This window comes from Mucilaginibacter robiniae, from assembly GCF_012849215.1.
In the GTDB taxonomy this organism is placed as follows: domain Bacteria; phylum Bacteroidota; class Bacteroidia; order Sphingobacteriales; family Sphingobacteriaceae; genus Mucilaginibacter; species Mucilaginibacter robiniae.
Window position 1 is genome coordinate 3405017 of the sequence record NZ_CP051682.1, and the last position, 24336, is coordinate 3429352.

A 24336-nucleotide genomic window follows, 5' to 3' on the forward strand; every position below is an offset into this window, starting at 1 on the left:
CAAAAATATCCTAAAACAACAAGAGACTGTCCCTTATGAGACAGCCTCTTTTTGTAGAACAATATTACAGAATTACTGACCTTGAGCGGCATTCATGATAGCGCCAAATTTAGATTCGTAATCTTTAAGCTGACTGCTGATTTTTGTATTCAGCTCAGTTTGGTGGCTGTCTTTAGTTAAGCCCATCAAACTGTTCAGGATAGATATACCTACCTGTACATCACGTTGGTTAAACTCTTCCGAGTTCATAGCCGAATAGTTATAATCCAATGAATTAACCAGGTAATCATCTAGTTTGGTAACCCATTTAGCCGCTATTTGTGGCTGGCTTAACTGGTAAGCATTTTCAATCATGTAAAACTTACGTACGGCAACTTCGCTTTCCGGAATAATGTCTGGCATTACTTCATCGTATTTTTTCAGTACGTTACGTGCTAAGTCAGCATGTCCTTCCCGCAGCAGGTTTGACATCAACGTGCTGAACTGGCGCATAATGATAGGGTAGAACATGGTTAACGATTCATGATCCAAATAGCGGGCATTTTTCATGTTACCCCATCTAAACTTGTTCATGATGTTGTTATACATGGTTAAAGTATTGGTGGCTTCGCCGGCAGCAACGCTGGTATCGGCTTTAAGCGGTTGCAAATGGTAAGCAAAACCTTCATCATGCATATATTTATCCATACCCATCATGTTTTCGCTACCCACGGTAATCGCAAAATATACAGGGCGTTTCCAGTTGTTGTGAGCCAGAATATCTAACACCGCCAAGTTATCTTTAGTTACATAATTAGAATTGTACTTCCAGATCATGGCGCTATCAATTTGGCCTTTTTGTGCAGCCGGAACGGTGCCGGTTTGCACTACCTCATCAGGATTGATGCTGAGTTTGAAGTTTTTGGTAGGCAGATAGTTTTCTACACTACCGGTGTACTCAGATTGCTTTTTGGCGTTTGGCGAATCGGAGGTAATGAAATCAAATATTTCTTTTACCGGAGTTGGAGCCGCTATGCCCATGTCGCTGAAGTAAACAACGTCACGTACACCAGCCTCAAATTTCTCGTTCGGCATAGTAATAGGCAGCGGAGCTGATGCGTTCATCTGCTGTTTCATTTGGCGGATGTACCAATCAGTACCTAATAAGCTCAGGTTAACAATACGTACGTCAGGACGTACACCTTCTACTTCCTGAATGTACCACAGCGGGTAAGTATCATTATCACCATAAGTGAACAGAATCGCATTCTTTTCGCATGAGTTCAGGTAATTGTAAGCCATATCATGCGGTGTTAACTTGGTAGAGCGGTCATGGTCGTTCCATTCCTGGCTGGCCATCAATACCGGTGCTGCCAGTAAACAAATAACGGTCGCAATAGCAGCACCCATTTTAGGGTTTACTCGCTTGCTAAATTGTTCGGCAATAAACAATACACCTAAACCAATCCAGATAGCGAATGCGTAAAACGAACCTGCATAAGCATAATCACGCTCACGTGGCTGTAATGGGTTTTGATTCAGGTAAAGTACAATGGCCATACCAGTAAAGAAGAACAGTAAGGCTACCACGCTGGCATCTTTATTATCACGTTTAAAGTGGTAAATTAAACCCAGTAAGCCGATGATGAATGGCAGGAAGTATAAGCGGTTGTATGATTTACTTTCGGTAACTGCATAAGGGTAATGCTTAAACCAATCGCGCGGACCAATCCAGTTGCCATCGATACCGGCACTATTGTTTTGACCATCCATTTCGTTGGTTCGGCCGGCAAAGTTCCATAAAAAGTAGCGGGCATACATTTGGTAGACCTGCCAGCTAAAAAAGAACTTCATGTTATCAGTAAACGTAGGTTTTTGATCTTGGCTCAGTTGCAACCACTGGCGGTAAAACGCAGCCTGGTTAGGGTGCGAATCAAAAATACGAGGGAAAAGTGTATTGCGGTCATAAACCGGAGTTACTTTCTTACCAGCTACTTCATATTTGGTTTTGCCACGGCGGTAAAGGGTCGAGCCTTCAGTTTGATCGGTTTGCTGGGCATCAAAATACTGGCCATACATTAACGGGGTTTCGCCGTATTGGTCGCGGTTCAGGTAGCTGTTCAGGGCAAAAGCATCCTGAGGGTCGCTGTTATTTAAGTTGGTACCTGCTTTAGCCCGAATTACAATCATCACAAACGAGCTATAGCCGAACAGGATGAACAAGGTACAAATGAGTACCATGTTAAGTGCATAACGGTGCTGGCGCACTTTTAAAATATACTCCAGCAAAGCCACTACTACGGCACCTGCAATTAAGCCTACAAAGCCGCCGCTAATAGTTAAAGCCACTATAAAACAAGATACTGCTACAATTAAACCAGCTTTTGAAGTAGTAACCGAATAATAAATGCCGGCTACCAGGGTAGCTACAATCAGCAGGTAAAATAGGGTAGCACCGCTGCCAAAACCAAAGTTTAAGGTGTTTACAAACAACAAGTCAGAATAAGCTGCACCCTTAACTGTGTACTGGATAATGCCCCATAAAATAAGGCCCAACACTACTACGCCCAGCATAAAAGAACCAATTACACCACTCGTAGTTATCGTTTTGGTTCTTCTGAAATAAATAACCAGGGCAATAGCAGGCATAACTAATAAGTTAAGCAAGTGCACACCGATAGAAAGGCCCATGATGTAAGCAATAAAAACCAACCAGCGGTCGGCATAAGGTTCATCAGCATGTGCATCAAACTTCAGGATAGCCCAGAAAACGATAGCTGTACACAATGATGATTGGGCATATACTTCCGACTCAACAGCCGAAAACCAGAAGGTATCTGAAAAAGTATAAGCCAGTGCACCTACCAGGCCAGCACCCATAATCAGGATCAGGTTGGTTTGCGTTAAGTCTTCTGTGCGCTTAATTAATATTTTGCGGGCTAGAGCTGTAATGCTCCAGAACAGGAACAGAATAGTGGCGCCGCTGGCTAATGCCGAACTTACGTTGGTCCAGTACGCTACTTTAGCATTGTTACCGAATGAAAGCAGCGAAAATGCTTTGCCAATCATGGTGAACAATGGTGCACCTGGTTGGTGGGCCACTTGCAAGCGGTGAATACAGGCAATGAACTCGCCGCAATCCCAGAAACTGGCCGAGGGTTCGAGCGTGAGGATGTACGTGGCTGAGGCAATAATAAAGGCAAGCCAGCCGAACAGGTTATTAATCTTGTTGTAATTATTCATGTCGGGGTTTAAGAATATCCGTCAAATTTTAGCAGACGAAATTAATAAAAGTATCAGTACCATCATGTAAATAGTTAGGGTTTAACAAATTTTAACGGTCGAACCCATTGATAATGAGTGAGCGTAAGAAAAAAATGAAAATTTATTTTGCAGATTTAAATTCAGCTCTTACATTTGCATTCGATTTCGGAAACGGTTAGCCACAACGAAAGAGGATTGTCCGATAGTATAAAGGTAGTACGACGGTTTTTGGTACCGTTTGTCTAGGTTCGAATCCTGGTCGGACAACAAAAAAAATTCGAATTTCAATAACATTGAGGTTCGAATTTTTTATTTAATCTGAGTCAGGGTTTACTGACATGGGTAAATGCCCGAAGCTGTAAAGCTTAAATTAGTTGCTCAGTAAATTAGTCATTGCTAACAAAGAAATGCCACTACAATTCAATTCAGTTAAGTTATTTTCAGGCTCGGGCTCACCGGAACTGGCTGATAAAATTGCAAAAGCTTATGGTCGTGAATTGGGTGATCTTACCATTGCCCGTTTTAGTGATGGCGAATTTCAGCCATACATCAATGAATCAGTTCGTGGCTGCGATGTTTTCTTTATCCAATCCACCAACCCGCCTACCGATAATTTAATGGAACTGTTGATGATGATTGATGCCGCTCGCCGTGCATCAGCTCATTACGTAACTGCCGTTATCCCTTACTTCGGCTTGGCCCGTCAGGATCGAAAAGATAAACCCCGAGTGGCTATAGGCGCTAAGTTGTCTGCCAACCTGCTTACCGCAGCAGGCGCCAACCGGGTAATGACGATGGATTTGCACGCCGCCCAGATACAAGCATTTTTTGATATTCCGGTAGATCATCTGGATGCTTCCATCATTTTTGTACCGTATATTAAAAGTTTGGCACTGCCTAACCTGACTATAGCTTCGCCAGATATGGGAGGCTCGTACCGCGCACGTACCTTTGCCAAGTTTTTTAACGCCGAAGTCGTTATTTGCGATAAGCGTCGTAAACGGGCCAATGAAATTGAATCCATGACCATTATTGGTGATGTGACCGATCAGGATATTGTATTGATTGATGACATTTGCGATACGGCCGGTACACTGGCTAAAGCCGCTGCACTGATTATGGAGCGTGGTGCCCGTAGCGTACGTGCCGTATGTACCCATCCGGTACTGTCAGGCAAGGCGTATGAAACTATCGAAAACTCGGCTTTAACTGAGCTGATTGTTACCGATACCATACCGCTGAAACAAGAAAGTAGCAAAATAAGAGTATTATCAACAGCCGATTTGTTTGCCAAAGCCATTGCGAATGTAAATGAGCATGGTTCGATCAGTCAGCTATTTAAAATAGATTAAACAAAATTCGTGGTTTTGCGGGCAAGTATAGCTTTCAACCATGAATAATAATATATTGGTTTAATGAGGTGGTTTGTAGTTTTGCCATGAGCTATGAATCATCATCCATAAACCAGCATACAAAACAATTTTAATAAATAAACAAAATGAAATCAATTGCTATTAGCGGTTCTCAGAGAGAGAACGTAGGGAAACGCGACGCTAAAGAACTGCGTTACCAAGGCTTAGTGCCTGCAGTACTTTATGGTGGGGCAACACAAACCCACTTTTCAGTGTCCGCAGCTGATATGAAAACGGTTGTTTATACACCCGAAGTTCAATTCATCGACTTGGAAATTGGTGGTACTACCACTCAGGCTATCATTAAAGATATGCAGTTTCATCCGTTAACTGACGAGATGTTGCACATCGACTTTTTACAATTGGATAACGAGAAACCTGTAGCTATCGAAATTCCAATCCGTTTAACCGGTACTTCTCCAGGTGTTAAAATGGGTGGTAAACTGGTACAGAAATTACGCAAACTGCGTGTTAAAGCACTTCCAGGTAATCACCAGGATGCTATTGAAGTAAGCATTGAAGGTTTAGAAGTAGGTAAATCTGTTCGCGTTCGCGATATCAGCATCCCGAATCTGATTATTACTAATGCTGGTGAAGATACCATTGTATCTGTAACTACTTCACGTGCTTTACGTCAGGCTGAGCAGGAAGCTGCTTCAGGCAAGAAGTAAGAACTTATTTAATTCTTTTAAAAAAGGCAGTACTTATATTTTTGTACTGCCTTTTTTTATGGGCACTATTTTACAAGACTTTGCTTGAAGGTCGTTAAAAGTTAATTTATGAAATACTTAATTGTTGGCTTAGGCAACATCGGTCCCGAATATGCAGATACCCGGCACAACATCGGTTTTATGATATTGGATGAAATGGCCAAACAGGAAGGCGCCAAGTTTTACAATATGCGATTGGCCTATTATACCGAAGTAAGCCATAAAAGCCGCAATTTGTACCTGATTAAGCCTACTACCTACATGAACCTGAGCGGTAAAGCCGTGAGCTACTGGATGAACCAGTTGAAAATACCGGTAGAAAATGTGTTGGTTTTGGTAGATGACCTGGCGCTACCGCTAGGTACACTTCGCCTCAAGCCTAAAGGCAGCTCGGCTGGGCATAATGGTTTAAAGAATATAGAAGCGGTGCTGGGGAACAACAATTACCCACGATTACGTTTCGGCATCAGTGATAACTATCCGAAAGGGCGGCAGGTTGATTACGTGCTAAGCGGCTTTGATGAGGATGAAAAACCTGAATTACCTGCGCTGATTGATCGTTCAATTGAGATGATTAAGAGTTTTGCCGCCATTGGTACTGAACTCACCATGACAAAATTCAACAAATAACTGCACACTTGGTTAAATTATGTTAAACCCGTAAAAACGGTTTAATAGTTTTTTTATAATTGTGATAAATAATGTTGCGGATTGCTGTAACGTTTTGAAAAAGTTAGCGTCTTGTAGTTTGTAAGCATAAGCGACTTCTGCACGATTACTACATTCAACCACTTATCACAATTATGAAAAATTTGCTTTGGGCAGTATTGCTGTTTTTAGGCCTGAGTAGCTTCGTACACGCACAAACTACCCTGAAAATTAAAGGGGTAGTTATTGATTCGGCTAAAAATGAACCCTTAAGCTATGGTACCGTGGCTTTAAAAAATGCTAAAACCGGTTTGCCGGTAAAAAGCGTGCTTACCCAAGCCGATGGTACTTTCGAACTGGCTAATATCAAATCGCAATCTTTGCAACTGGCTTTAATCTCGGTAGGTTATCAAACCAAAACCATTACCCTTACAGATACCACTAGCGCCGTTATTGATTTAGGCAAGCTATTGCTATCAGGCGCAACCCACGCTTTAAAAGAAGTAGCCGTAACTGCAACTAAACCGCTCATGAAGCAGGAGGTTGACCGCATGAGCTATGATGTGCAGGCCGATCCGGAAGCCAAATCATTAACTGCCTTGGATATGATGCGCAAAGTACCGCTGCTTTCGGTAGATGGTAACAACAACATTAAGCTGCGGGGCAACGATAGCTACAAAATTTTGGTGAATGGAAAAGAATCGGCTTTAATGGCCAGAAGCCCGTCGGATATTCTGAAAGCCATGCCCGCTACCAACATTGAGCGAATTGAAGTAATTACCACGCCACCCGCACGGTATGATGCCGAGGGGCTAGCCGGTATCATCAACATCATCACCAAGAAGAACGGCGACCAAGGTTACAATGGCAACATTAGTGCTCGTTACAATTCGGTTTACGGGCCGGGCATTAACCTGAATGCAACAGCCAAACAAGGCAAGTTTGGTGTTAATGGTTACATTGGTTACAACAGGCGCAATACATTATCAACCGGCTTTGAAAATAGTAGTGTATTTAACTCGCCAGCCTCATCATTGTTACAAAATGGTACCCGTGCTAACGGCGGCAACAATACGTATGGTACTGCCGAATTAAGTTACGAGATTGATAGCTTAAACCTGCTTACGGGATCATTCAGTAACTATTATGGCAATTATACGCAAGATATGAGCCAGCAAACCCTATTGCTGACTGGTAACAACCTGGTTAATCAATCTTACATGCAAAATAATAATGGAGATAATGATTACAGCGGGCTTGATGCCAGTATTAATTATCAATTAGGTTTTAAGCGCAGTAAACAGCAGTTGCTTACTTTCTCTTACAAGTACAGCAACTCAAAAAATAAGCAGTTTACTGATGTCATGTTTGATGATCGAAACAATTATAATCAGTCTAACTATCAGCAACATAATAACTCCGGTAACCGGGAGCATACGTTGCAATTAGATTATGCACATCCGGTGAAAAAGTTGAGCATTGAGGCAGGTGGCAAAGCTATTTTACGTAATAACTTCAGTAGCTTCTATAATGATGTTTACAGCAACAATGCACAAACCTATATCACTGATCCTACACAAACTAACGATTTTAAGTATATTCAGGATGTGATCAGCGTGTATAATACTTACCAATTAAAGCTGGAAAAGTGGGCTTTTAAAGGTGGTTTACGTTTAGAGCATACTTATACTGATGCCGATTTTACCTCAACGGCTACTAAGATCAATCAAAACTATAATAACCTGGTGCCTTCCTTATCAGTGCAACGAAGCTTTAAAACCAGCAGCTTTACTTTTGGCTTTAGTCAGCGTATCCAGCGGCCGGGTATATGGCAGTTGAATCCTTTTGTTGACCGTTCAAATCCTAAATATTTAAATCAGGGTAATCCAAATTTACGACCAGCCACCACCAATAACTTTGAATTGGGCTATAGTAACTTTGCTAAAGGTTCGTTAAATATCAGTACCAACTATTCGTTCTCTAAAAATTCGGCACAGAGTGTAACTACATTTAACCCGATTGATACCGTAACCACCACCACGTACCTGAATGCCGGTTCAAGGCGCGCCTGGGGGCTTGATGTAAGCTTTAATTATCCAATAACTCAAAAGCTGAGTGTAAATGCCAATGTTGAAGCATTGCGGGTATGGATTAGAGGAACCTACAACGGTGACTTTGTAGCCAACCACGGTTATCAGGGATATGGTTCTGCTTATGCCAGCTACAAGTTTAGTAATGGTTATCGCCTTAACATTAATACCGGTTATTACAGCCGGTTTGTTTTGCTGCAAGGGGTAGATAATTATTATTTTTCAACAGGGGCCAGCGCTTCAAAAGATTTCTGGAAAAACAAAGCAACTATTAACCTGGCGGTAGGTAACCCTTTCAAGAAGTATAACAAGAATGACTACATTACCCGAACTAATGATTTTTATACTACTTCCAAAAACTACAACTACTATCGCAATATCAGCGTGAATTTCACTTACAAGTTTGGCAAGCTGAATGGCAATATCAAACGCAATGAAAAAAGTATACAGAATGATGATGTAAGCGGCGGCGGCAATAGCCATTAACCTGCATTAGCTGCCTTGAAATAAGGAAAACTTGTACTTTTGGGGCATGATTAAAGTATATGGTATTCCTAATTGTAATACAGTAAAAAAAGCGCTTGACTGGTTGAAACAGCACCAGGTAGCTTATGAGTTTCATGATTTTAAAAAGCTAGGCATTGGTGCTGATAAGCTGGAAGAATGGCAGCAAAAAGCAGGTTATGAAAGCTTTTTAAATAAACAGGGTTTAACTTGGAAACAACTGGATGCCGCTACTAAAGAAAGTATTAAAACGCCGGCTGATGCCTTGCAGTTGATGCAGCAAAAAACCAGCATGATTAAGCGCCCGGTTATTGAAGCTGATGGTAACTTGTACTTTGGCTTTAATGAAGAAGCTTATCAGCAACGTTTCGGCTCAAAAGGTTAATGTTAAGGTAACAATCATTTTACCAGCCCGTACCTCGGGCATTTTTATGTTATACTTGCTTTTTGATTAAGCAAACTATAAACTGAAGATGAAATTAAACCTGATGGCCAGCTTAACCCTGGCTTTTATGGCAACGGCAAGTCTGAGCCAGGCGCAACGGCCTCAGTTGCCAGGACCAGATCCTAACGCGCCTGCCAGCAATTATAACTATCATGAAACTTTCGGACCGCTGTTTTACACTAAAAACGGTAATGAGTTTAGGGCAGCCAGTGGCGAACCTGGTCCGCATTATTGGCAAAACCGGGCCGACTACCAGTTAAATGCTCACCTGAACGATCAGACGAATGAAATTACAGGTAGTGAGGTTTTAACTTATACCAACAACAGTCCGCAGAAATTAGGCTTTTTGTGGATGAGCTTGGAGCAAAACTTATTTAAGCAAGAGTCAAGAGGTACTGCTATTGTACCGCCAACCGGCAGCCGTAATGGCGGCGGGGGCCAAGTATTTGATGCGGGTTTTAAAATTAAATCGGTAAAGGCACAATTGGGTGCTAAAGGCACGTTTGTACCGGTTAAGTTTTTAATAAACGATACCCGCATGCAGGTATTTTTACCGAGCAGCTTAGCCGCAGGTGGTGCACAGTTAAAATTACAGGTTGAGTATTCTTTTACTCCGCCTAATTATGGTTCAGACCGTACGGGTGTACTATCTACCAAAAACGGTAAAATATTCACCATTGCCCAATGGTACCCACGTATGTGCGTGTATGATGATATAACCGGTTGGAACGTTGTGCCTTATACTGGCCCGGGCGAGTTCTACCTGGAATATGGTGATTTTGATTATACCATTACCGCACCGGCCAACCATATCGTGTTTGGTTCGGGCGAGTTGCTGAACCCGCAGGAGGTATATACATCTGAGCAGCAAAAGCGGTGGGCTAAGGCAGCACAAAGCGAGCAAACTGTAATGATTCGTTCAGCAAATGAGGTGATTGATGCTGCTTCACGCCCGGCGGGTAAAAAGGAGCTAACCTGGCATTTTAGAGTGAAAAACTCACGCGATGCTTCCTGGGCTTCATCAGCTGCGTTTATTGTAGATGCCGCTAAAATGGATTTGCCAAGTGGTCGTAAATCGATGTCTATTTCTGCCTACCCAGTAGAAAGTGATGGTGTTAATGCCTGGGGCCGTTCAACTGAATATACCAAAAAATCAATTGAATATAATTCCAAAAAATGGTTTGAGTTCCCGTACCCTAATGCTACAACCGTAGCCGGTATTGTAGGCGGTATGGAATATCCGGGTATTGTATTTTGTGGATACCGCAGCCGTGGTGCCAGCTTGTACAGTGTTAACGATCATGAATTTGGTCACAACTGGTTCCCGATGGTAGTAGGTTCTAACGAGCGTTTGTATGGCTGGATGGATGAAGGTTTTAATACGTTCATCAACACCCTATCTACCGAAAACTTTAACAATGGCGAGTATAAACCTAATCGCCCGGTAGATATGCACCGTACTGGCGCTTTCTTTACTCGTCCTGATATGGAAAGTATCATGAATGCAGCAGCCGGTATTAAAGAGCGTAATAATGGTACGCTGTTGTATTCTAAACCAAGCGCTGGTTTGGTGATGCTGCGTGAGCAGATATTAGGCCCTGAGCGGTTTGATTTTGCTTTCAGAACTTATATTGAGCGCTGGGCTTACAAGCACCCTACACCTGATGATTTTTTCAGAACTATGGAAAATGCAGGTGGCGAAAGCTTACAATGGTTCTGGCGCGGCTGGTTTATGAACAATTGGCGTTTGGATGTAGGGGTACGTGATGTGAAATACGTAGATAACGACCCAAGCAAAGGTGCCCTGATTACGTTGGATAATCTGGAAAAAATGGCTATGCCGGTGATTCTGGAAATTAAAACCAAAGACGGCAAAACCGACCGCATCAACCTGCCGGTTGAAATTTGGGAGCGTAATGCATACTGGACCTTCAAGTATCCATCAACTTCAGAAATTCAATCAGTAACTTACGACCCAGACAAGGTACTGCCGGACTACAACCCGGACAATAATGTTTGGACCAGTAAATAATTGAGAAAACCCGGCTAGTCCGGGTTTTTTATTGGCACAACTTTAGTACTACATATAAAACTATGTGCATGGAAAGCGGTTTAACCAGTAACAGCGAACATTAAAGATTATGAAACTCAACTATATTATACCGATACTTCTGTTGTTGACTATAGGTCGGGTAGAAGCGCAAAATACCCTGAAGGGATCGGTAGTTGAAAGTGGTACTAATACTAAATTGCCGGAAGCCTTTGTGCATGACATGAACAGTAAGCAAATGACGCTTACCGATGTGAAAGGTAATTTTCAAATACCTACCGCAGTAGGGCACATCCTTATTTTTTCTTCACCTGGCTATGTGTCTGATACGCTGTATCTGGTTGATTTAGTAACTCGCACCATCAAATTAACGCCGCAAAGTATTGCCCTGCGTGAGGTAAGCATCCGTTCAACCCGGTTTGACCCACGTCGTGATTATCCTGAAATCTATCAGCGTAGTAAAGTTTATGTACTATCGCCCACAACCTGGTTTGGTAAAGATGCTAAAGATGCACGCCGGCTTAAACATTATTTTGCCCGCGAGGTAGAAGAGCGACATGTGGATTCTATCTTCACCCGCGCTTATGTAAGTAGTATAGTGCCACTCAAGGGGCAGCAGTTGGAAGATTTCATGACTATGTACCGCCCAAGTTATGCCTTTTTGCACAGTAATAATGGTGAATCATTAGCGGTGTACATTAACGACAGTTACAAAAAATATCAGGCTTTACCACCAGATAAACGTACGATGCCGCGCTTAACCAGCCAGTAACGTTATAACTTATTCAATTAAAATTCCGCAAGGTTCATGAATAGATGATGAACCCTGCGGAATTTTCATATAATTCAGTTTTATTTAGAAGTTGCTTTGAGGTATAATTATGAAAATGAAGTGTAGTAAATGCCAGAAGAACTGGTAATGATTAAACCTTGCGTGTTCGCGCTAGTTTAAGTATTATGAAAACACTGGTAGTAATGATGTTTATAAGCCTATTGGGCTTACATAGCAAAGCTGAACCCAAGTATATAGCCGAAAATAGCCATGTAGTAAAGAGGCTGGAAATATGGACTTATGGTATGCCTTACCTGGGTGATAAAGTAAAGGCGGAACATACCGTATCTACCCGCTGGGGATTTACTTACCGGGCCGTTGCCGGCTGTGTGCTTACTCCCGAACTGATAAAGCGTGTACGTGAGCACAATAACCAAGTACGCCAGGTACTGGTTACTAAATATGGTAAGAATTGGGAGGCGAAATACCAGAAAGAGGTAGATGTAGAAATGCAACGAATCTCAAAAAAATAAGCTAAACTGCTCTTGTAAAAAGAAGCAGCTTGTATAATTAATATAAACTAAAAAGGCAATTAAGAATATTCTTAATTGCCTTTTTAGTTTATAACAGTAAGCTATAGTTACAGCTTGGCTGCCCAATCTTTGCTGCTTACTACCTCAGCCTGTAAGGGGAATACTTTCTCCATTAATACTTTATGTATCTCTGGATCAGGATCGGCACAGCAATTACTGAGAATCGTTACTTTATAGTCGATGTCTGCTGCAAAACGCAGGGTTGATAGTACTACACCAGCAGTGCGTATGCCTGCCAGTACCAATTGTGTTATACCATTAGCTTGCAAAATGAGTTGCAGGTTGCTACCGGCAAAGGACCCAAAACGTTTTTTATCAATTACTGTGTCGCCAAGTTGTACTTGTATTTGTGGTATCAGTTTACTTTGTTCGCCGGTAAACAGGTTATTTTCTTTTACCTGCTGAAAGAAAGGCATACTATTTACGCTGATCTCCGGGTGACCTTCCTGAAAACCTACTTTGGTATAAATTACTTTAAGGCCAGCTTTGCGGGCTGCTTCTGCGGCTTCATTTGCCTGTTTAGCCAAATCATCAATAGTTGGCAATTTATCGGCAATGCCCACCTGATAATCCATAATCAGTAGGGCAGTAGTGGTAGTGGTGCTCATAACTTAAAAAGCATCAGCTCAAGTAAAATGTTTTAAAGCTTTATTGCAGTAACAGCTGCAATTCGGCAGGCGTAACGGTAAGCTGGCCTACTTTAGGCAAACGGCGGGTCAGTTCGCGCCAGTTGGCATCTTTAGCGTAAATATGTTTCAGCATTACCGAAGCTTCTCTAGCCCGATGGTTGTTAGCCAGTGTAATAGCATGCCAGTACTGCATCTCTAGGTTGGCAGGAAACATGCGTTCGGCCGCGGTATATTCGGCCATCGCTTTAGGCATGTTGTGTTTTTCTACATTCAGATCGCCGTTGTTCATGTGTTCATAGGCGCGCTGCAGTTTTAGTAAGCGGTCCAGTTCAACAATCGGGTTGGGGTTATCATCTACCCGCAGGTCAATTAGTTTATCGTTCCAGCTTTCTTTTACCGGCGTGCCCGATACTACAATTAAGGCAGCACTTTGTCGCCCGCGTATATCACCGCCTGCAGCCTGGGCGGCTTTAAGCGAGGCTACTACACGTTCGGCCAAAGGCTGACCAGTACTTTTCAAAAAAGCCTGCTCCATAGCTGCGCATACCTTATCGGTCAGCATCATATTTGATTGTACCGAGTAGTTAGCGCCATGCCGGTCGGTAGCATAGGCAATACATTGTTTGCCGGTATAAACGGCAGATTGTCCTTTCGTGTTCAGAAAAGCTACCTGCCGTACTTCGCGGCCAGCATCTTTAGCCAATAATTGGTTTAAAGCCTGTTGTGGTACTACGCCGTTTTGCATCAACTGTAGCCCAAAAGCACCGTATGATTTATTAGTGAATGATTGTGTAGCCACTACGCCCACACCCGATTTACCCCAAATAACCGAAGTGCCTACACTAAACCAATGGCTCTGCACCGCCGCTGCCATTTGCCCCGTAGCCGGATCGCGTGCTATGATGGAAAAGGTATGCGCCAGTGGTTCGGTAGCTTTGTAAACCTGTGCCCAGGCAGGTGTAGTAATGGTAAGTAATAAGTAAAGTAGCTTTTTCATGTGTTAATGTTTGCCGGCATAAATTACATATAAATACTTTAAAAATGCGGGTTACAAGTTCAGCCACTTACCTTGTATTACCAGGCAGACTATCTACTAATGTGCATTGCTTAATTAGCTTTGATGTAGTCTGCCAGGTAATCTATCTGCTTAATTGTACAAATGCCGCCACATGTCGGAGTTATCACGGTAATAAGTTATTTGTTCAATAACTTCTTCTACCTGATTGGATGATAGCTCTTCGGAACCATCGGCAGTATAAGTAAATAGTTGGTTGGGCTTTTCAAAGGTGATATAGCCCATGTAGTTTGGGTCTGTATGTTTATCCAAATGTAAAGTGCTTTCCTTGCCTTCTTCCTGATCGGTATTATACTGTCCTGAATCTCTGAAAACACTATAGGTGTAAGTAATAACAGCATGCCCATCCAGATGAGCAATGGTATCCGGTATGACCATGAGCGATAGGTTGTTTTCTACTGTAAAAAAAATAGCTGACATCTTGCACTTATCTAATTACAGGAAATAACTAGAGGTATAAAATATGGTTTAAGGAAAATAAAAATCGTTTATAGAAAATAGGAGTAGATGGTTATTATCAAAAATTTAGTTTATGATTTTGGGATAATAAACTAGGGTACAAAAGCATTTTGGAAGTACCTGTTTTAGGTGTATGATGTGACAAATAAGACTAAAGCGGTAACAGGTTAGTTAAACATAATGCTTGCAGTGATGTTGCCTAATGCAAATAAGCTGTATGTTATGGAAAATGAAAATGTAATATCCGGTGCTACAGAAGCTGAGGTTTGGCAACAGCTAGAAGCTGACCTAACCGGCGAAGATATTTATGAATATGATGTAATAATCAAGCAAGGCAATAAAGAGATTGAGCTGTATATTGACATTGACCCAGGTGGCGGCTTTGAAAGTGGATCGGAAACCACGCAGTTTAGAGCGGTATTAACTACCCGGCCTGATTTCCGGTTTGCCATACACGATGAAGGCTTTACGGACGAGATAGGTAAGTTTTTTGGTATGCAGGATGCCTTGTTGGGATACCCGGATCTGGATAAACATGTAATCGTAAAAACCAACAATGAAGAATTAGCCCGGCAGCTTTTTGCAGATGCCGAAGTACGCGAGGTGTTTAGCGGGTTGGATGATTTTGATTTTGGCATTCATACCCATCATGTGGAAAATAGCAGTAACCAGTTACCTTTTCTGGAGCTGAACATAGACATAGGCGTTACCGATCCGGCAGATTTAAGGATATTATACCATGCTTTTTACACCGTATTGCAAAAAATAGAAGGCGAATAGCCAGCTAAAGTTCGTGCACAAAGCGGTTCAAAGTAATCAGGTTTTGTACGGCTTGGCCCATGGTGTTGTTAAAATAAGCATATACGGTTTTGCCATCCTGCATCCATTCATGGATGTATTGAGCATATTCATACAGAAAGTTGTCATCATAGCTGCCGCGATAACCACCGTTGGGGCCGTGAAAACGCAAGTAAACAAAATCTACATTACCAGTTTGCATTGGAGCGGCAGAAGCGGGTAAATCATGCAGTACCATGCCGGCCTGATGTTCATCCAGTATTTCGTAAACATTATCCTCGTACCAGGAACGGTTTCGAAATTCTACCGCTATTTTCCATAATGATCCAGGATCGGCCTGCCTGATTTCCAGCAGCAAACTATGTAGTTGGTGCAAATCAATGGTAGTACTGGGTGGGAACTGTATCAGCAAGCAGCCTTTTTTATCGCCTGCAAAATTAATTACGTTTAAAAAGCGGTGTACCAAATCAGGGTCAAAGTTCAATCCTTTTTGATGGGTGATTTCCTGCCATAGCTTAAACGTGAAACGGAAATTGCCGGGTACCTCAACAGCCCATTTGGCTACCGTTGCACCCAGAGGTAGCTTGTAAAAGGTACTGTTAATTTCTACACTGTTGAACAACGAACCATAATAACACAGTCGGCTTTTATTCTGGTACTCGGTTGGGAAAGCTTGTTTATTGGGTACTGGCAGTACTACATTGCTGGTACCAGCGTAAAATAGAGGCATATCAGCGTTTGTCATTTCTGTTTATTCGTAAGGCAAATACTTCAATAGTACTTAACTGAATTTACAAACAAAGTATTGCTTTGTGTTTTTGTGGGCAGTTGCAGTGTTTATTACTGTGTAGTTAATGCATTTTGTTGCTGCTAGGCTAAAAGAGGTGTGTTGGTATTGACGCGGAACTATACCCGGGTACTTTATAAATTATGCTCTTTTCTTTTTAAAAAGTTAGGTAGCATAAAATTAATGCAACCTGCGGGCTAGAATATCGTATGACACTATACATCTGTTAAAACTTAAAATTATAATTGCTTATATGTAAGCTGTAAGGAATTGTAGTGGTATAAGATATGAAGATAACGAGGCAATTTCCGGCAACAATATGGGATAAATACAAGAGTTTTGTTGAAGGTGCCGTTCGCCAAAATGAACCTTATAAAGTAAAAGATATTGAATACTGGCGTGAAAGCCTGTTAACTAATTGTGTTTTATATTCTATACCATTTGGCTTTTTTACTTGCATTCTCAGTATTGTTGTTTTACTTAAAGAAGGTCAGCTTTTTATACCCGCCCTTGATGTTGTTGTATTAACGATACTTACATTTTTTATATTAAATAAGCGCAGCTCAAGTAGTACCCGGAAAATGGTAATTGTGAGCATGTTCTATTTGTTGGCTACTGTTTTAATGCCTTTTTTAGGATCATTCGGTATTGGCAGTATTTACCTGATGGCTATTAGTGTATTTATAGCCTTGCTTTATGATGCTAGCGCTATTTATTGGTCAATTGCAGCTAATGTTGCCATTTACACAGGGTGTGGTTTTATTATTTATTTCAAGCTTTTTGAATCGCCGCTTATTACGCATTATACATTAAGTTTCTGGCTGATTTATTCTGTTAACTTTCTGTATCTGAATGTAGTTGTTGTTGTACAAATACGGCACATTACTGATGGATTGGAAAAAAGCCTTTTACAAGAAGCTGGCTTGCGGCAAGATTTACAGTTAGAGATAGAGGAACGTATAAAAAGGAATGAACAATTAGCAGAATCGGAAGGGCACTATAAAAGTTTGTTTCATGCCAACCCTTCGCCCATGTGGATTTTTGATGACGATACCCTGCGTTTTTTACAGGTGAATGAGGCTGCAATCAGTAAGTACGGGTATACGCATGATGAATTTGTTAACATGACGTTGAAGGATATCAGATCAGGCCATAATATTGATGATCTGCTGGATGTGCTACAAAAATTGCGTATAAGCTTGGAGCCTGTTGTAAATACAGCCATTCACCGGAGCAAAACCGGAACTGAGTTTCATGCAGAGGTACGATGTAGCCATATTCCGTTCAAAGGCAAAGAAGCCAGGTTGGTAATAGCTCAAGATATATCAGCGCATATAGCACACGTACAAGCTATTGAAAAGCAAAACCTAAAGTTGCAGGAGATTGCCTACATGCAATCGCACATTGTGCGAGCCCCTTTGTGCCGCGTTATAGCCTTGGTTGATTTAATCATGCAAAATAAAGAAGAAAAGCCAGAGGCAGAGGTAATGGAGTACCTGAGAATATCCGTTCAGGATTTGGATGATGTTATAAAAAACATCATCTATACCACGCATGAAAATGTTTAAGCAGACACATAAGCATTTATAATAATCAGGCTTTAATGTATTGCGTTTGCAGCAATTTGAGGCAGCATTGCCTATATGAATAAACTGTACACCACGTTAATTTTTTGTTAGCTCTTCCTGGCTTCTAAGTCACTCATCTATAAGCTTCAGCATTTAATATTGCAGTACTTGTTATATCAAGACGAAGTCCTGAAAAAATCTTTATTCAACTGCTTGAATATCAAAAAATATGTTCGTACTTTTGCAGACCCGAAATGCGGGTTAAAAAAAGTAAAATCAAAAGGAAGAAATGCCTACTATTCAACAATTAGTTAGAAAAGGTAGAGTAGCTCTGGAGGATAAGAGTAAATCCCCAGCGTTGGACAGCTGTCCACAGCGAAGAGGCGTGTGCACCCGTGTGTACACCACTACCCCTAAGAAACCAAACTCAGCAATGCGTAAAGTGGCCCGTGTGCGCCTAACCAACGGTAAAGAGGTGAATGCCTACATTCCGGGTGAAGGTCACAACTTACAGGAGCACTCTATCGTGTTAATCCGTGGCGGCAGGGTGAAAGATTTACCAGGTGTTCGTTACCACATCATTCGTGGTGCACTGGATACTTCAGGTGTAAACGGCCGTAACCAACGTCGTTCTAAATATGGTACTAAACGTCCTAAACCAGGTCAACCAGCTGCTGCAGCTAAAGGTGCACCTGCAAAAGGCGGTAAAAAGAAATAATTAAAGGAGGATAGTAAACAATGAGAAAGTCAAAACCAAAAAAGAGAATCCTTCTGCCTGATCCAAAATTCAATGATGTTTTGGTAACCAGGTTTGTAAATAACATGATGTATGATGGTAAAAAATCTACCGCATACGGCATATTCTACAATGCTGTTGAAATTGTAGAGAAAAAAACCAGCGAAAACGGCTTAGATACTTGGAAAAAAGCGTTGAACAACGTAATGCCAGCTGTTGAGGTTAAATCTCGTCGTGTGGGTGGTGCTAACTTCCAGGTGCCAACTGAAGTTCGTCCGGAGCGTAAAATCGCTTTAGGTATGAAATGGTTAATTAGCTATGCTCGTCGTCGTGGTGAAAAAACCATGATGGAGAAACTGGCAGGCGAAATCATTTCAGCTTCTAAAGGTGAAGGTGCTGCTGTGAAGAAAAAAGAAGATACGCACAAAATGGCTGAAGCCAACAAAGCGTTCTCACATTTCCGTTTCTAATAAAGCGGTTGAGTGGTTAAGTAGTTGAGTGGTTTATTGAACTGATCAACTACTCAACTTAATCAACTCAATAAACTCAATAAGACATGTCAAGAGATCTTAAATATACTAGAAACATTGGTATTGCCGCTCACATTGATGCCGGTAAAACCACTACTACCGAGCGTATCCTGTACTATGCGGGTGTGAGCCACAAAATAGGCGAGGTACACGAAGGTGCAGCTACCATGGACTGGATGGCGCAGGAGCAGGAGCGTGGTATCACCATTACTTCAGCTGCTACCACCGTATTCTGGAACTACCGTGGTGACAAATACCAGGTAAACGTAATTGACACTCCGGGACACGTGGACTTTACCGTAGAGGTAAACCGTTCATTGCGTGTACTGGATGGCTTGGTTTTCCTGTTCTCGGCTGTTGATGGTGTAGAGCCTCAGTCAGAAACTAACTGGCGTTTGGCTAACAATTACAACGTTCCTCGTATCGGTTTCGTTAACAAAATGGACCGTTCAGGTGCCGACTTCCTGAAAGTTGTTAAACAAGTACGCGATATGCTGGGCAGCCACGCTGTGCCACTGCAAATTCCGATTGGTGCTGAAGATAACTTTAAAGGTGTGGTTGACTTAATCAACTTCCGTGGTGTAGTTTGGAATGAGCACGATAAAGGTATGACCTTTACTGAAGTGCCAATTCCTGATGATTTGCTGGATGAAGCTACTGAGTGGCGCGAAAAGTTGCTGGAAGCAGTAGCTGAGTACGATGATACATTAATGGAGAAATTCTTTGATGATCCAACTACTATCACTGAGCGTGAAGTATTAGACGCTTTACGTCAGGCTACTTTAGCTGGTAAAATCGTTCCGATGACTTGCGGTTCATCTTTCAAAAACAAAGGTGTGCAAACCATGCTGGATTACGTTATGGAGTTATTGCCTTCACCAGTTGATTCAAAAGGTGTAGTGGGTACTAACCCTAACACTGGCGAAGAGATCATGATTAAGCCAGATGTTAAAGAGCCATTTGCTGCTTTAGCATTCAAAATTGCTACCGACCCGTTTGTAGGCCGTTTATGCTTTATTCGTGTTTACTCAGGTAACTTAGAAGCTGGTTCGTATGTACATAACATGCGTTCAGACAATAAAGAGCGTATTTCTCGTATATTCCAGATGCACGCTAACAAGCAAAACCCTATTCCTAACGTAGGTGCAGGTGATATTGCTGCGGTAGTGGGCTTTAAAGATATCAAAACAGGTGATACGTTATGTGATGAAAAGAACCCTGTAGTTCTGGAGTCAATGGTGTTCCCTGAGCCGGTTATCGGTTTGGCTATTGAGCCTAAAACTCAGGCCGACGTTGATAAATTAGGTTTAGCTTTAGGTAAACTGGCAGAAGAGGATCCAACCTTCCGTGTAAACTCTGACGAAGAAACTGGTCAAACCGTTATTTCTGGTATGGGCGAGTTGCACCTGGATATCATCATGGACCGCTTAAAACGTGAGTTTAAAGTGGAAGTAAACCAAGGTGCTCCTCAGGTTGCTTACAAAGAGTCAATCACTGGTCAAACACAACACCGCGAAACTTACAAGAAACAAACTGGTGGTCGTGGTAAATTTGCCGACATCCAAGTTATTCTTTCTCCTGCCGATGAAGGTAAAGAAGGTTTACAGTTTGTGAATGAAATTACCGGTGGTGCTATTCCTCGTGAGTTCATCCCATCTGTTGAAAAAGGCTTTGCTGCTTCAATGGCTAATGGTGTACTGGCTGGTTATCCTTTAACCAACTTGAAAGTAAGATTGATTGATGGCTCATTCCACGCAGTCGATTCAGACGCACTTTCATTCGAAATTGCTGCTAAGTCTGCTTACCGCGAAGCATTGCCAAAATGCCGTCCGGTATTGCTGGAGCCAATCATGAAAATCGAGATCTTGACTCCTGAAGAAAACATGGGTGATGTAATCGGTGACATGAACCGTCGTCGTGGCCAGCTGCAAGGTATGGACAGCCGTAACGGTGCACAGGTAATTAAAGCAATGGTTCCACTTTCTGAAATGTTTGGTTACGTAACTCAATTACGTACAATTACTTCAGGCCGTGCTACCTCCACTATGGAGTTTGACCACTATGAAGAAGCACCACGTAACGTACAAGAAGAAGTGGTAGCTAAATCAAAAGGTAAAGTAAAAGCTTCTGTATAAGTTTAGTTATGGGTTATTGAGTTATTAAGAAGTTTGATCTGGAATCAAAAGCTGTTTAACTCAATAACCCGATAACTTAAATTAGAAATAACCAACCACTTTGTAATAAATAGCTCTTACAAGCGGTTACTAACAAATAAATAACAATGAGCCAAAGAATCAGAATTAAACTGAAATCTTACGATTACAACCTGGTTGACAAATCAGCTGAGAAAATCGTAAAAACAGTAAAGCCAACCGGCGCTGTAGTAAGCGGACCGCTTCCTTTACCAACTGAAAAGAAAACCTTTACAGTACTGCGTTCACCACACGTTAACAAAAAAGCACGTGAGCAGTTCCAATTGTGCAGCTACAAACGTCTGTTGGATATTTACAGCTCTAACTCTAAAACTGTTGATGCGTTGATGAAACTTGAATTGCCAAGCGGCGTTGAAGTAGAAATCAAAGTGTGATAGTACCGGAAGATACAAACACAAAAGGCCACCTTACAAAAGGTGGCCTTTTGTGTTGTTAGGGCGTTCGGTATTGAACAAGATGCTGTATCGGAAGCGAACATTTATTTAATGGTGATTTATAGTAATTATTTGGTAATCAATTGTTTAATTTAAGGTATTGTTTTAGTGCAATTGTGTAAGATTATATTTACAGTATTATATTAACCTGTTATCACTTATGCTGAAGAATTACTTCATTATCGCTTGGCGCAGTTTGCTTAAAAATAAAGTTTATTCATTAATTAATATTTGTGGATTAGCATTGGGCATGGCCTTATCGATGTTAATTGGTTTGTGGATATATGATGAAGTGGCTTATAATACTTATCATGAAAACTACTCCACCATTATGCAGGTAATGAATACGCAGACTTTTAACGGTCATGTAGGTACTAATGAGGCAATAGCTTTACCCTTGGCTAAAGACATTAAAACGAAGTTTTCTCAGGATTTTAAACGTCTGGCATTAGCAACATGGAATGAGCCGTATATACTTGGTGCAGGCGAAAAAAAGATGTCTGGTAAGGGGATGTGGGTTCAGCCTGATTTTCCCGAGATGCTCACCTTAAATATGATTAAAGGAAGTCGTGGTGTTTTGACCGATCCATCATCCGCTATCATTAGCCAATCATTAGCCAAAGCGTTATTTGGTGATGCGGATCCGATGTCCCAAACGGTCCGAGTTAACAATATGGCGGATGTGAAAGTTGCCGGTGTATACAAAGACCTACCTTATAATACATCGTTTAACGATATTCAAATTCTTTTACCCTGGGGCAAGTATATTACGTTTAATTGGGTGAAAAACTCTATAGATAACTGGGGAAATCACAGCTGGCAGTTATTTGCACAAGTGGATAAGCACGCTGATATAGAAAAAATCAATGCTAAAATAAGAGATCTGGAAAAGCCACATTTTAAAGAAGGCGATGCCAAGATGCAACTTCACCCAATGTCCAGGTGGCATTTGTACAGCGATTTTGTGAACGGTAAATCAACAGGTGGTCGTATTAAGTTTGTCTGGCTGTTTGGTATTATAGGAGTATTTGTGTTATTACTGGCTTGCATCAACTTCATGAACCTGAGCACTGCTCGTAGTGAAAAACGCGCTAAAGAGGTGGGCATTCGCAAAGCTATCGGATCTATGCGCCAGCAATTGATTGGACAGTTCTTAAGCGAATCGGTAGTAATGGCACTACTGGCATTTGCACTGTGTGTTATACTGGTGCTTCTTTGCCTGCCTTTTTTCAACTATTTGTCAGATAAACAAATTCAACTACCTTGGAAAAATCCTGTTTTTTGGTTAGTATCATTGTTGTTTACTATTATAACAGGTTTGGTGTCGGGTAGCTATCCAGCATTTTACTTATCAGCGTTTAATCCGGTTAAAGTGTTAAAAGGCACGTTTAAAGCAGGGCCTTATGCAGCGCTACCCCGTAAGGTGCTGGTTGTAGTGCAGTTTACAGTATCTATAACTCTTATTATCGGTACTGTAATTGTTTTCAGGCAAATACAGCATGCTAAAAACAGACCAGTGGGCTATAATCGCGAAGGGCTGATTACAGTTGATATTAATACGCCTGATTTACGTGGCCATTATGATGCTATCCGGAGCGATTTGCTGAAAACTGGTTCTATCGAAAATATGGCTGAATCTTCAAGTCCATCAACATCGGTAAAAAGTAACCAGATTGGGTTTGAATGGGAAGGTATGGAACCGGGTAGTCATCCGCTTTTGGGCACTATTGGAGCTACGCATGATTTTGGCCACACTATTAACTGGCAAGTAAAACAAGGACGTGATTTTTCACGCAACTTCCTGACAGATAGTTCTGCCGCCATCATCAATGAGGCTTCAGCAAAAATAATGGGCTTTAAAAATCCGATAGGCAAAATTGTGAAGTATAACGGTAAACCGCTCACCATAGTAGGGGTCATTAAAAATATGGTAATGGAATCTCCCTACATTCCGGTGCAGCCAACTATATTTATGATTAGTTATGATTGGGCTAATGTAATTACTATAAAATTAAAGCCCGGTATGCCGGTGCGTGAGGCTTTGGCCAAGATAGAGCCAGTATTTAAGAAGTTTGATCCTAGTAGTCCTTTTGATTATAAATTCGTGGATCAAGACTATGCAACTAAGTTTGCCAATGAGGAGCGTATCGGAAATCTGGCTACTTTTTTTGCCATACTTGCCATTTTTATCTCATCATTAGGATTGTTTGGCTTAGCATCCTTCGTGGCCGAACAGCGTACCAAAGAAATAGGCGTGCGAAAAATTTTAGGTGCTTCGGTTTACAACCTCTGGCAAATGCTTTGTGAAGATTTCATAATACTGGTAATTATATCATGTGTTATTGCTATACCCATAGCATGGTATTTCCTTAGTAATTGGTTGCAAGCGTATGAGTATCGCACGCAAATTTCCTGGTGGATATTTGCAGTTGCCGGGTTATTGGCTTTAGGCATAACCCTACTTACCGTGAGTTATCAGGCTATTAGGGCTGCCATCGCTAACCCGGTTCGAAGTTTAAGAACAGAGTAAGTATGAGAGTAAGTACGAAAATAAAAAGCTGCTTAGGTGGATGTTATAACCGTTTTGCAAAATAAGTGTGATGATAATGTTCAGATTTTGAAATGGTTTAAACGTCAAAC

At 41.5% G+C, this 24336-nt stretch carries 20 protein-coding genes and 1 tRNA gene; 16 read left to right on the forward strand and 5 right to left on the reverse strand.

The features are described 5' to 3' along the window. Positions 1-72: 72 nt before the first annotated feature. A complete protein-coding gene (locus tag HH214_RS15040) occupies positions 73-3222 on the reverse strand; it encodes a glycosyltransferase family 117 protein (protein ID WP_169608969.1) in 3150 nt (1049 codons plus the stop codon). 217 nt (positions 3223-3439) lie between these two features. Here HH214_RS15040 and HH214_RS15045 point away from each other — a divergent pair. The 9 genes from HH214_RS15045 (at position 3440) to HH214_RS15085 (ending at position 12407) form a co-directional block, all read left to right on the forward strand. Further along, a tRNA-Gln gene (locus HH214_RS15045) sits at positions 3440-3510 on the forward strand. Between the two features lie 140 nt (positions 3511-3650). Continuing rightward, positions 3651-4595 (forward strand): ribose-phosphate pyrophosphokinase, encoded by a 945-nt coding sequence (locus tag HH214_RS15050; RefSeq protein WP_169608970.1) that lies wholly within the window; start codon positions 3651-3653, stop codon positions 4593-4595. A gap of 146 nt (positions 4596-4741) precedes the next feature. Beyond that, the gene (locus HH214_RS15055; RefSeq protein WP_169608971.1) at positions 4742-5326 is read left to right on the forward strand and encodes a 50S ribosomal protein L25/general stress protein Ctc; all 585 of its coding nucleotides are present in this window, start codon (positions 4742-4744) and stop codon (positions 5324-5326) included. A 108-nt stretch (positions 5327-5434) separates the two neighbouring features. Beyond that, positions 5435-5995 carry an aminoacyl-tRNA hydrolase gene (pth, locus tag HH214_RS15060; RefSeq protein WP_169608972.1) on the forward strand — a complete coding sequence of 187 codons (561 nt, stop codon included), beginning with the start codon at positions 5435-5437 and terminating at the stop codon, positions 5993-5995. Positions 5996-6168: 173 nt separating this feature from the next. Continuing rightward, on the forward strand, positions 6169-8589 hold the full coding sequence (locus HH214_RS15065; RefSeq protein WP_169608973.1) for an outer membrane beta-barrel family protein: 2421 nt from the start codon (positions 6169-6171) through the stop codon (positions 8587-8589). 46 nt (positions 8590-8635) lie between these two features. Then, a complete protein-coding gene (locus HH214_RS15070; protein ID WP_315853172.1) occupies positions 8636-8992 on the forward strand; it encodes a Spx/MgsR family RNA polymerase-binding regulatory protein in 357 nt (118 codons plus the stop codon). Positions 8993-9080: 88 nt separating this feature from the next. Further along, positions 9081-11084, forward strand: a complete 2004-nt coding sequence (locus HH214_RS15075) for a M1 family metallopeptidase (protein ID WP_169608974.1) — start codon at positions 9081-9083, stop codon at positions 11082-11084. Positions 11085-11193: 109 nt separating this feature from the next. Further along, positions 11194-11874, forward strand: coding sequence for a carboxypeptidase-like regulatory domain-containing protein (locus tag HH214_RS15080; protein WP_169608975.1), 681 nt, complete (start codon positions 11194-11196; stop codon positions 11872-11874). Between the two features lie 185 nt (positions 11875-12059). After that, positions 12060-12407, forward strand: coding sequence for an FEKKY domain-containing protein (locus HH214_RS15085; RefSeq protein ID WP_169608977.1), 348 nt, complete (start codon positions 12060-12062; stop codon positions 12405-12407). 107 nt (positions 12408-12514) lie between these two features. Here the strand turns inward: HH214_RS15085 and HH214_RS15090 are convergent, their stop codons facing one another. The 3 genes from HH214_RS15090 to HH214_RS15100 form a co-directional block, all read right to left on the reverse strand. Continuing rightward, positions 12515-13075: a cysteine hydrolase family protein gene (locus tag HH214_RS15090; RefSeq protein ID WP_169608979.1), complete on the reverse strand. Its 561-nt coding sequence runs from the start codon at positions 13073-13075 to the stop codon at positions 12515-12517. Between the two features lie 40 nt (positions 13076-13115). Continuing rightward, complete coding sequence (locus tag HH214_RS15095) at positions 13116-14093, reverse strand: DUF1028 domain-containing protein (RefSeq protein ID WP_169608981.1); 978 nt, start codon at positions 14091-14093, stop codon at positions 13116-13118. 150 nt (positions 14094-14243) lie between these two features. After that, on the reverse strand, positions 14244-14591 hold the full coding sequence (locus HH214_RS15100) for a hypothetical protein (RefSeq protein ID WP_169608983.1): 348 nt from the start codon (positions 14589-14591) through the stop codon (positions 14244-14246). A gap of 261 nt (positions 14592-14852) precedes the next feature. On the opposite strand from HH214_RS15100, the gene HH214_RS15105 reads away from it, so the two are divergent. Next, on the forward strand, positions 14853-15410 hold the full coding sequence (locus HH214_RS15105) for a hypothetical protein (RefSeq protein WP_169608984.1): 558 nt from the start codon (positions 14853-14855) through the stop codon (positions 15408-15410). A 4-nt stretch (positions 15411-15414) separates the two neighbouring features. Here the strand turns inward: HH214_RS15105 and HH214_RS15110 are convergent, their stop codons facing one another. Continuing rightward, entirely contained in the window at positions 15415-16173 is a 759-nt protein-coding gene (locus HH214_RS15110) for a DUF72 domain-containing protein (RefSeq protein WP_248282109.1), read from the reverse strand. A 329-nt stretch (positions 16174-16502) separates the two neighbouring features. On the opposite strand from HH214_RS15110, the gene HH214_RS15115 reads away from it, so the two are divergent. The 6 genes from HH214_RS15115 (at position 16503) to HH214_RS15140 (ending at position 24226) form a co-directional block, all read left to right on the forward strand. Then, complete coding sequence (locus HH214_RS15115) at positions 16503-17783, forward strand: PAS domain S-box protein (RefSeq protein ID WP_169608986.1); 1281 nt, start codon at positions 16503-16505, stop codon at positions 17781-17783. Positions 17784-18072: 289 nt separating this feature from the next. Further along, on the forward strand, positions 18073-18501 hold the full coding sequence (gene rpsL, locus HH214_RS15120) for a 30S ribosomal protein S12 (protein WP_169608988.1): 429 nt from the start codon (positions 18073-18075) through the stop codon (positions 18499-18501). A 20-nt stretch (positions 18502-18521) separates the two neighbouring features. Next, the gene (gene rpsG, locus HH214_RS15125; protein ID WP_169608991.1) at positions 18522-18989 is read left to right on the forward strand and encodes a 30S ribosomal protein S7; all 468 of its coding nucleotides are present in this window, start codon (positions 18522-18524) and stop codon (positions 18987-18989) included. 86 nt (positions 18990-19075) lie between these two features. Continuing rightward, positions 19076-21184 (forward strand): elongation factor G, encoded by a 2109-nt coding sequence (gene fusA, locus HH214_RS15130; RefSeq protein ID WP_169608993.1) that lies wholly within the window; start codon positions 19076-19078, stop codon positions 21182-21184. A 146-nt stretch (positions 21185-21330) separates the two neighbouring features. Beyond that, positions 21331-21636 (forward strand): 30S ribosomal protein S10, encoded by a 306-nt coding sequence (gene rpsJ / locus HH214_RS15135; RefSeq protein ID WP_158825059.1) that lies wholly within the window; start codon positions 21331-21333, stop codon positions 21634-21636. A 220-nt stretch (positions 21637-21856) separates the two neighbouring features. Then, complete coding sequence (locus HH214_RS15140) at positions 21857-24226, forward strand: ABC transporter permease (protein WP_169608994.1); 2370 nt, start codon at positions 21857-21859, stop codon at positions 24224-24226. The last annotated feature ends 110 nt before the right edge of the window (positions 24227-24336 follow it).